Source organism: Olegusella massiliensis (assembly GCF_900078545.1).
Lineage (GTDB): Bacteria > Actinomycetota > Coriobacteriia > Coriobacteriales > Atopobiaceae > Olegusella > Olegusella massiliensis.
Window position 1 is genome coordinate 406,553 of the sequence record NZ_FLLS01000002.1, and the last position, 11,104, is coordinate 417,656.

General features: G+C 38.9%; 4 protein-coding genes. 2 read left to right on the top strand and 2 right to left on the bottom strand.

The window, feature by feature from the left end; all coding sequences use genetic code 11:
- Positions 1-107: 107 nt before the first annotated feature.
- Entirely contained in the window at positions 108-4,208 is a 4,101-nt protein-coding gene (locus tag BN4314_RS02105; RefSeq protein WP_068539573.1) for a glycosyltransferase, read from the top strand.
- 185 nt (positions 4,209-4,393) lie between these two features.
- Here BN4314_RS02105 and BN4314_RS02110 read toward each other — a convergent pair whose 3' ends face one another.
- Positions 4,394-7,078, bottom strand: coding sequence for a YfhO family protein (locus BN4314_RS02110; protein ID WP_068539574.1), 2,685 nt, complete (start codon positions 7,076-7,078; stop codon positions 4,394-4,396).
- 711 nt (positions 7,079-7,789) lie between these two features.
- Between BN4314_RS02110 and BN4314_RS02115 the strand changes: the two genes are divergently transcribed.
- Positions 7,790-9,718, top strand: coding sequence for a DUF6020 family protein (locus BN4314_RS02115; RefSeq protein WP_068539575.1), 1,929 nt, complete (start codon positions 7,790-7,792; stop codon positions 9,716-9,718).
- A gap of 38 nt (positions 9,719-9,756) precedes the next feature.
- Here BN4314_RS02115 and BN4314_RS02120 read toward each other — a convergent pair whose 3' ends face one another.
- A complete protein-coding gene (locus tag BN4314_RS02120) occupies positions 9,757-10,773 on the bottom strand; it encodes a glycosyltransferase (RefSeq protein ID WP_068539576.1) in 1,017 nt (338 codons plus the stop codon).
- Positions 10,774-11,104: the final 331 nt, after the last annotated feature.

Below are 11,104 nucleotides of genomic sequence, written 5' to 3' on the forward strand. Positions count from 1 at the left end.
GCAATAGAATGCTCCACAACGAAACATAGAAGAAGGTTTGCTTTCTACATTTGCTATAAGAGATAATAAGGAAGCATAAAAATAAATAGAGAAGAGAGATATTCAGTATGCCAAAAGTATCCGTAATTATTCCAATATTTAATGCAGAGGAATATCTTGACGAGTGCTTGAAAAGTGTTCTATCTCAGACCCTAAGTGATATTGAGGTAATTTGTGTAGACGATGGCAGTAGTGACTCAAGTCTTACTATCCTAAACAAATATGCAAAAAATGATTCTCGCATTAAAATAATAGAACAAAAAAACGCTGGTGCAGGCGCTGCAAGAAACAGGGGAATGGAAATTGCTACTGGAGAGTACCTCAGTTTTTTGGATAGTGATGACGTCTTTGAACTGACCATGTTAGAAAAACTAGTTGCTATTTCTGATTTTGAGCAACTTGATGTTGCCATATGTAGGTGTAACAAATTCATTCACGAGACAAAAGAAACTATTGATACTCCATGGACTATTAAATCTGAGTTGATACCAGCTAATAATTACTTCCAAGCAACCGATATAAAGAAGGACTTTTTTGAAGCTTTTATTTGGTGGCCTTGGGACAAGCTATTCAGAGCTCAATTTATTAAAGATTCCTCGTTATATTTCCAGGAACAGCGCACAACAAATGACTTATTTTTTGTGGTAGGAGCCACCCTACTAGCTAATAAAATTGACTATATCAACGATATCTTGATTCATCAAAGGGTACACGAAGGCTCTCTAGCTGTTACACGAGAAAAAAGTTGGCACTGCTTTTTTGATGCTCTCATTAAGGTGAGAGATTTTCTCCAAGAAAAAAAACTTTATGATCGCTTTGAACAGGATTTCATTAACTATTGTGTCACGTTTACAAACTGGTATAAAAATAGCATTGACATCTCAACGTACCAGAAAATAGTTCCAGCGCTATCAAGAGCTTTTAAAGAATTAGGTGTAGCAGACAAACCGAGAAAATTTTTTTATGAGACAGATAGCTGGTCTGAAGTACAAAAAGTGCTAAATTGGAAAACCATCGCAATAAGCGTTATTATGCCCTCACTCAACGTGAGGCCTTATATTCGTGAATGTGTACAAAGCGTCTGCAATCAAACGCTTCGCAATATTGAAATCATTTGCGTAGATGCAGGTTCAACTGATGGCACACTAGAAATACTAAGAGAGTTCGAAAAAAATGATCCTCGCGTAACTGTCATAGTTTCAGATAAAAAAAGCTATGGCCACCAAATGAATTTGGGGCTTAAGCATGCTCAAGGCGAATATATAGGAATCGTTGAAACAGATGATTTTGCTTCCCCAACCATGTATGCCAATCTCTTTGCAGTTGCTGAGAAGAGGGATGCGGACGTTGTCAAAGCAAATTGGCATCGTTTTCAAACCAAGCCTATCCAGCATGATATTCTGTTTGAACGTTATGCTGGTATACCTTATAACAAGGTTCTTACCGTAGGCGAGAAGAAAAAGCTTTTAGATGGTGCATCAGGAATCTGGAGTGGCATTTATAGGAAAAGTTTTCTTGCAAGAAATGAAATTGATTTTCTAGAAACTCCTGGTGCTTCCTATCAAGATACAGCTTTTTTGTTAAAAGTTATTATGGCAGCTCAATCTATAATCCTACTAAAAAAGGGATGGCTGCATTACCGCATTGATAATGACAATAGCAGCGTACATTCTTCAGGCAAAGTATTTTGTGTCTGCGATGAAATGAAATCCGTCCATGCCTATATAAATGCACGACCTGCCCTTAAGAAAACTTATCAAGCCGATATCTGGTCACGCACGGCTACTGTATACGATTGGAATGATAAGCGCCTTGCTGACAGCCTGAGAATTGATTTCTTAAAAGAAGTCCAAGCTGAATTTACCCAAGGACTAGAGTCAGGGTCTTTTAAATTAGACTATCTTACTGGTAGATATCGCGGATTTATCGAGCAAGTTCTGGAGAGTCCAGAATCCTATGTTGCGCACCACAAGACAATATCTCAGAAATTTGAGTTATCAAACCCTAAGAATTCACCACTATTCACTATAGTGCTGGAAGTTCGCAATGGAGAAAAAACCCTTCGAACATGCTTAGATAGCTTACACGCTCAAACTTTTTCTAGTTTTGAAGTTCTATGCTTTGACCAAAACTCACTGGGTAACACTGGTACAATTTTGGCCAAATATGCACATGAGGATTCTCGATTCCAGGTTATCAGCGATGGTGGAGAATCGTTGCGCAATACCGCAATAAACAAATCGCAGGGTGCCTTTATCCTGTTTATCAATAACTACACATTTCTACAACCATCATGCCTTGAGCTTTTAGGAGAAATTATTGAAACACAATCTCCTGACATCCTACTCAATAAACAAACATGTTATAACTTAGATTCAAAAAAGCTGGCACAAGAGTCATTCGGATACAACGAAGCAATTTACAGCAGCATTTACCCGTTCAATTCAACTACAGCACCAAAGCAATTACTACAAGTTACCTCACCAAGTGTGTTAGGCAAAGTTTATAGAACAGACTTTTTAAAGTCTCTTTTCTATCAATTCGAGACTAATACATCATTTAGAAACGATGCTCTTCTGTGCTCAATCGCTCTGTTGCAAGCATCAAAGATTTCTGCCTGTGATACTGCAGTAATAGTCCAGGCAAGTACTTCAAAAGAACGCAAAGAAAATCATATAAATCCCTATGCATCTGAACTTGCCAAACCATGGATAGATCTTCTTGGAGCAAATGGTGTATTTGCATCTAATAAATACAATAACCCACTTGTTCTCTCGAGCGCCCGCGCGTTAGCTGCACATACTATTCGTAGCGACTTTGATTTATTGACCAGTAACGATGCGCGAAGTATCGCAGTACATGCACTTAGTTCTGGTGCTGTACGCAGCACAGGTGTTTTTGATTTGGCTTATGAATCATATGAAGAGGAAGCAGATTACAACTTCTTCCAAGGAGTACGAGCTGGATTTGAAAAAATATCCTCATCTGAGGAACGGTCAGAAATAATAGTAATTCCTCGAAAAAGCATGACTCAACCATCAATTAGCGTTGTGGTTCCCATATATAACTCCGAAAAATACCTTTCAGAATGTCTTGATTCTCTTGTAAATCAAAGTAAAAACGACATTGAAATCATTTGTGTAGACGATGGAAGCATCGACTCCTCCTCCGAATTAATCAAAAATTTTGCTGAAAACGATCCGCGAATAATACTTCTACATCAAGAAAATCAAGGTCAGAGCGTCGCTCGAAATACAGGTGTAGGCTATTCAGTAGGAAGATATATTTACTTCATTGATAGCGACGATGTGCTTGATATATATGCGCTTGAAAAACTGTATACAAAAATGGAGCTTGAAAAACTTGATGTCCTCTTTTTTGAGGGCATAAGCTTCGCACATTCTACCGATGACATTGAAACATACCAACACTTTGAAGGAAACTATCAAAGGCATTATCTACACTCAGATGTCCTTAATGGACCTACATTACTAAAAGAATTATGGAATGACGGGGACTATTGGGTTTCTCCCTGTATGCAAATGACACGTAGAGAGCATTTTATTAATAATAATCTTTGGTTTCTTCCTGGAATCATTTATGAGGATAACTTTTATACGTTCAAGTCTCTCTTACATGCAAGACGGGCAAATTGTATTCATGACTCACTCTACAAGCGCCGAGTCCGCTCAGGATCGACAATGTCAGGTAAACTTAAGTTCTTCAATTGCTACAGTTATTTTAAAATATTTCTTGCTATGAGTGACGAAATTTCAGCTCACTCTCCAGAGGATGAAGGATGGGCTGTTGCATGTGAATTGCGCGAATACATGTTGCAGCATGCTAGGGCACAATTTTCAAAGCTCTCTAGTATTGAACAAAACGAACGATGGTTCATGCCTGAACTTGAGCTCTATCTTTTTGAAAAAAATATCACAAGCTATTGTGAGCTCAAAGAAATTATCAAGGCTCAGAATGATGAGATAAATACTTTAAACAGATTGGCTGCCTCAAATCTCAGGGCTGCAAATAGATTACAGGATAGGCTCTCCCAGATAAAGAGCAATAAAATTATTAAGTTAGGTTTGAGGTTGAGGCGTTTTTTGAGAAGGGCAAGAAGGGCACTACGCAATCCAAAACTTATCCTAAGAAAGCTGGGGCTATCCTAGCTTTTCCCAACCACAATTTACTCAATAACTGGACGTTTTACCACATTTCTTCAGTATGGCGAGATAGCAAGGTCTTCTACAAATCTACTAGAAAAGGATTGTTGCATAGTATTACCAGAAACATACGAAACACAATGCTATACAAGCTGATTAAACGCTAAAATATGCATAAAGTAATCAGCCCTTTAGGGCAATAAGCTGTCTGAAGTGACAGAAGGATACTTGTCACTCATATCAACGCTTCTATAGCTATTTTTAAAATAACCTTTAGCATGCTTGCTCTTAGTCTTATCCTTTATTTTTCTTTGATACTTAAAGAAAGACAAGATAATCAGTAAGGCTAAGCTGATGCCACTAATAACTGCTCCAGCTGCTAAACCAGGGGTATGGTAAACCATTTTAATATCATGGTGTCCTGATGTAAGCGGGACACATATGAACGTCTTTCCAAATGTTTCTAACTTCGTTTTTACCCCATCAATATAGCAATTCCAGCCGACATCAACAGGAATCGAGAAAAAGAGCGTCTTTGGCTCAGTATATTCTGTGGAAACATAGACCTCATTGCCATCCACTTTAGTGCTTTCGGGAATATTATTTTTTAAGGTGAAGAACGCTTGATTATAGACACTCTCATCAATTCTATACGCATAAATTGTATGACTTTTAGTTTCATCTTTTTTATGATGTTTAATCAGAACATGAATCACATCGCCAGTTTTATATTCCCCCAAAGAAACTGCATTAATAAAGAAACGATTGCATACCGGCTGCAATAGAGTTCCATTCACATAGATTTCGCAATCGCCTTGCCGTAAATTTCTATGGACATCTCTTCCATCAACATACAAATAATAAGCTCCAGCATCCGCAGCAATATCATACGACTCATCCTCGCCTTGACCAGTTTGTGTAATTCTGGCTTTCTGGTACACCCGTGTTTTCTGTCCTAGCATGACTGAAACAATGAGGTTTTGATTTTTAAATGGGTCTTCTGTATAGGTAATATCCAGATCTGTACCGTCAATTGCGTATGCAAGGGGTAATACACGATTGTTTTCGTATACCGACCAACCACTAGGGATCTCGCTATTATTCTTTAGCTTAAGCTTTTTATAGCCATATAGGTCTCTCCAGTAAGCAACATATTTCACATCAAGAAGAGTTTCCATCAACGGAAGTGAGTCATTCCAGTATGTATCGGTCGGATTAACCTGCAAGAGCGGGTAATCAGAATAGCCAACATTTGCCATAAATTGGTCCGAAGTTGCATCATAAGTCGAACTATAGTGTTCTAAGCTGTTATATCCAAAAATAAACGATTCCCCTGTTGCAACGTTGGAAATATTCGTACCGTCTAAATATGAATAAGCTTTTTCAATGCGGTAAAACGAGCTATCTAGTCCTTTAATTTCATCCATCAAATTATTTGTTGATACATAATAATCCCTATATTTACCAACTGTTTCTGGGAAGCTTCCTGCTGGAAAGCCACCAAGTCCAAAATATGTGCCACAAGTCAATTCAAGACATAACAATGGAAAAAGGAATGTGTTACAGATATATCTATTTGCAAATATAAATAGAAGGATATATACACTTAGAAGGCCAAGATATATTTTGGCGATATAAACACTATGAAAAAGTCCTTCACTTGCAAGTAAATATGTAAATACAAAGATTACTACCGCTGAGGCAGTAAACCCAGTAGCTCGCGCTCGGCGCGGTGTATGAGAAAGAGTTTCAGCCACGTTTGCAGCTATAACCAAGAGAATAGCGCCACTCACGAAAGCAAATCTAAAATAATATGAGTAGCTTCTAACGAAAGCAGTCCAGACAAGCTCGCCTTCCTTTGTGTGATAGCTGACAAAAAGGAGAAGCAAAAGAAAAAAATTTGCAAACTTATTTTTTATTGTAATCTTGGAAAAGAATGAATAGATTACCAAAACTAGAACGACGCCACCAATATAAAGAATGGAAGCGCCCTGTTGGTTGAATGGAGCATCGAGAGCGAATCCAGCAAACACTTTAAGAATTCGCATGTTTCGCTCTGTTGTAAAAAAGTTCAGATATAAACCTGAAGCCTTGCCTCCCAGCAAGGACAAGCATGATGGGAGGAGAATAATCGCACTAATTCCACAACCTATTAGCATATATATTGTAAATCTACCAAAGCTCCTAAAATTATCTTTCGCACTATTATCAGATAGAATGAGTTCATATAACGAGTAAATGCCTGCAGCAATACAGACCATATAACCGGTATACCAATTCGAGAGAATTGCACATGCAACGAATACAGATAACAACCAATTCTTTCGATTATTGAGACAGTAATAGGTTCCCAAAAAGACCAATGGGATAAAAACCACCCCATCAAGCCACATTATATTCCGACAATTAGCAGCGTTATATTTCATTAATGCATAGCTAATAGACAGCAATATAGTAAATATATTTTCTATCGAAGGATAACGCTTCTTAATATATATAGCTGCAGTTATGCTGCAAGCCATAGTCTTTAGAAGATATACAAACGATAAAGCCTGAGGAATCTGCTCTTTTTGAATAAAAAATAAAAAAACACTTGAGATGCTCGATAAATAATAGGAAAAAATACCAATCATTCTTCCGCCGAAAGATTTCCCGAAAGAATATGAAATGGATGCATTTCCATGAAGCACATCCCATAAATAAGAAAAATAATCTTTGTATTGGAGTCTAGAATCCCAAGAAAGCAGGAGTCTATCTCCAAATGGATATAAATCACTTAATTTGAAGGCAATCCCCAAAAGAACCGCGGAGACTATCGCACTGATTAGGCATAACTCTCTCAAGTTAAAGTCAGATAATTTTTTAATCTTGATCATAACTAGTCTCCGCTGCCAGCAGTGCGCATGTGACAAGGCTTGCCATATTATATATCTAGCCCCCGATTAACTGCGGTTGATTTTCATAGTTAACCGAACAGCCAGCTTCAGTCGAGCGTTTCTCATGATAAACGCAACACTGTAAAGGTCGTCTCTGGAAGGTGTGTTGATGTTTTGCCTGCTTGAGATGAACGCCTTTGGTGTTTCGATGAGCCTGAGAACAGAGTTATCCATCCCCTCGGAGCCACTTCTCAAAGTGAGCCGAACGGGTGGGAAGAACGCTTATTACGGATATCTTTTCTACTTAGATATAGGTTTACTTCCTCTCTTGAGATGTGCTTCATTGATAAGGTGAACAGTGAGATCAAGTTCATCTATCGGAATCTCCGTAACTCCTAGGTAGTCAAGAAGATGTTTTGCAAGATCTTTGTGTGACGCTTTAAGCATTCGGATAGGACTTAAAGATCCTAAAGACGGTCTGGGTTCTGCGTTCACATGACTCATAATAAGGAGCAATCCTCAGCGGTAAGACTACCAAAGCTCATGCTTTTTATAAGTTGAATGGAATCCTCCTTAAGACTTAGTAATAAATCTAGTTGTCATCTAAACCACTGGGGATACCATTATGTTTAGTCATATATACCAAGTTATACTGACTTCTATAAGTTTTTATCTTGCACTGGAGTCTAGACTCGGAGAAGGAGCATTTTGGTGATTAGTCTCTCAAATCACGAGGCGAGAGCCTATCATGCAAGACATACTATTGCTACTGTGGAAAATAAGAACGAGCACAAAAAATGGGAACTCGTTCTCTTTTGCATGTCCGCAGTTTCTTCCTATTTCCTCGCGCGATATCTACAGTTTGGCTATGAACTAATTGTATGGGCCTGTCTTACCACAGTAGAGTTCTTTTGTGCCCGTAAGCTGTATCTACAGCACCGCATGCCTCAAAGGGGTACTTGTATAGCGATAGTTCTTTTTGCCTTGCTTTTTAATGTCTCTATAGTGCTTGGATATCACATCCACACAGGTGATCAATACTATGGCTTAATAAACGAGAACTATATTGTTCCGTATTCCTGGGCTGATTTAGTTTCTTTTTTTCTTATCCTTCCTGGCCTCATTGTGCTTATGTTGTCCCCCGCGACAGCAATAGACACTCCGAAATCGCCGGACCACTGCTTAGTTAATTTTCTTGGCAAGATTTCTTGGCATAAAGTTTTTGTGATCACATTGGTTATCTTTGCTGCCTGGATACCTTATCTTGTTACCTATTGGCCTGGGATTGTCCTTGGGGACTCTGTATCAAGCATTCGACAGGCACTCGGGCTTATAGGATACCGAAACCATCATCCGGTTGCTTATACCCTTTTTCTACAGTTTTGGATAAATATCGCCGCGCTAATGGGCAGAAGTCATGCGGCTGGCATTGGACTCTCATCTATTACACAGATGCTTATCATGTCCGGTGTTTTTGCTTATATGATTGAATGGATGGTGATTCGTTTCCGTCTTTCGAAGACTTGGTATGCCATCTTAACTGCGCCTTATGCACTGACAACCTATGTAGCAACGTATGGAGTTGCCCTATGGAAAGACCCCCTTTTTTCTGTTGCACTTGTTGTCCAAACTATCTGTATTGCTGACTTCATTTGGTCAAAGGGTAACTTTATACGTGTGCATAAGTCGTGGTGCCCTGCATATATTCTAAGCGGCACCGTACTTGTACTTTTTAGAAATAACGGGATATTTGTCTTTGTTGCAAGCGTAATCACCATTATGGTAATGGGCATCCATTGGCTCAGAAAATCTTCTATAGCGTGGCGCACTGCCTTATCTCCAGTTATTCCTGCATTAATGATCACTGCTGTCTATCTTATATTTACCGGTCCTATCTACTCATATCTCAAAGTCACTCCAACCGAAAAAGTCGAAAGCGTTGGTATCCCCCTTAATCAAATGGCTCGCGTTGCTGCACTTGATGGTGATATGAGCAAATCCGATAGAACATATTTGAATACACTCCTTCCAATTGATGAATACAAAAATTTATATCGCCCATGCTGCACCGACATGCTTAAATGGAATGAGCACTTTAATGGAGAGCCTCTTAATACGGACCTCTGGAGACATTGGTCTTCCATGCTTATAAGAAACCCACGGGTCTATTTTGAAGCATGGGAACTTCAGACATTTGGCTTTTGGGCAGTCAATGTGCAGGATAAACCTGGGATTTGGAATGGGAATATTTCATGGGGTGCGATATACAATACTGGTGAATATACTGTCCCTAAGGAGTGCCACGTTCACTTTGGATCCTACAATACAAATACGACGTTGACCCATTTATTCCCTACGGATGAGTGGTCTATCCCAATAAGTTGGATTTTATGGGTCATGCTATATCTCTGTATCCTTTTTTGTAGCAAACATAAATTTGGGTGGTTGGCAATAATAATTCCTTCGCTTGCCCTCTTAGGCACTCTTGTCATTGCCTCACCAAGATGTTATTGGCCTCGATATGGAGCGGCGGTCCAATTTCTTATTCCTGTCTACCTGCTGCTTTATTACGCGATAGCCTCAAACGAAAAAGGATTATGCAGCTATAGCAAAAACGATTCTGACTTGTTGCATTCTTAAAAGTAAGAGTGCGCTCAAATTGCTACTTCTCTACACAATTAGTGAAGTATGCGTCGTTTAATACGACGAGTTTTGTTATAAAGCCAGCTGTAAATTATTACAACGACAGGCGCATACATCAGATAAGCACGACGATATTTTGCTTTTATGCGAGACGAACGGACAATACATATTCCATTAACTCTTGAAACCATTCCACCAATTGCTTTTTTAATTTCAGGATCAGCAACATCAAAATTTTCATTAAGTAACTGTATATATGTACAGCAGCGACTGTAGTGACCTTCAAGAATACGTGGAGCGGTAATTTTTAGTCTCTGGATAATATCATCCATATCAAACCAGCGGTTATAAATAATTGCCGGATCCTTTACAACAGAAGAAGACCCTGCATTAAACTCACGATAGTAGTAAAGACATTCATCGACATAAACAATACTTGCGGCCTGTGCAAGCGTTTCAATAAACCAAGGGTTATCTGCCCAGCCTGCACCAGGTATTTCATGCATGCGAATATTTTTTTCTTCAAGAAAACTCCTACGATATACCGCAGACCAGATGCTGGGATGATGAAAAAGAAATTTTGCATTCTCCGCAAGAGTAAAACGCGTAAGAGGTTTAATTGTGCTGTGATAGTAAGCAGCAGGTTGCATATGTTCATGGGAGGTATTAGCATCAATAACACGCCAATATGCCGCTTTTACCACATCGGGAAAATTAGTCTTGCGAGCAGCAGTTATAAGCTTTTCAAACATATGTATATCTATATAATCATCTGGCTCTATGATAGAGATATACTCCCCTTTTGCATATGAAAGTCCCACATTAACTGCCTTGCCATAACCTCCATTTTGCTTATGAATTACTTCAAAGCGCGGATCTTTTCTAACAAACGAATCGATAATTTGAGAAGAAGAATCTGTCGACCCATCGTCTATACATATGATTTGAATATCATTAAAGCTTTGCTGTGCCACACTTGCGAGACACTGTTCAAGAAAGCGCTCTACATTGTATATAGGCAAAATAACGCTAAGCGTTGGTGTATCTACCACAGTTGACATCCTTAAAGGAGCTGGCTAGATTTTATGGAATGGCATCTAGTGCATGGAGTATAAAGTGTCTGGAAAGTGCTTAACCACCCGCCTTTGATTTTGCACCAAATATACAGCATGAGAAACATAGAAGAGAGAACTTAGGACAAGAGATAAGCTATACCGGAAAGCGCCATTAACTGGTGAAAGACAACACATGATAAAGACGCCTATTGGCAATGCAAATGGAGCTAGTTTAGCCACTTTAATTCTTCTTGCGGCTGCAACAAAAGCCAGCGCTATTAACCAACTATATGTCCTAGGTGAATAAAATAGCCTCAAAAAAGGGGGA

Excerpts from the sequence above, each read along its gene's own strand:
- BN4314_RS02105 (WP_068539573.1), top strand. The coding sequence starts at position 108 with ATGCCAAAAGTATCCGTAATTATTCCAATATTTAATGCAGAGGAATAT.
- BN4314_RS02110 (WP_068539574.1), bottom strand. The coding sequence starts at position 7,078 with ATGATCAAGATTAAAAAATTATCTGACTTTAACTTGAGAGAGTTATGC.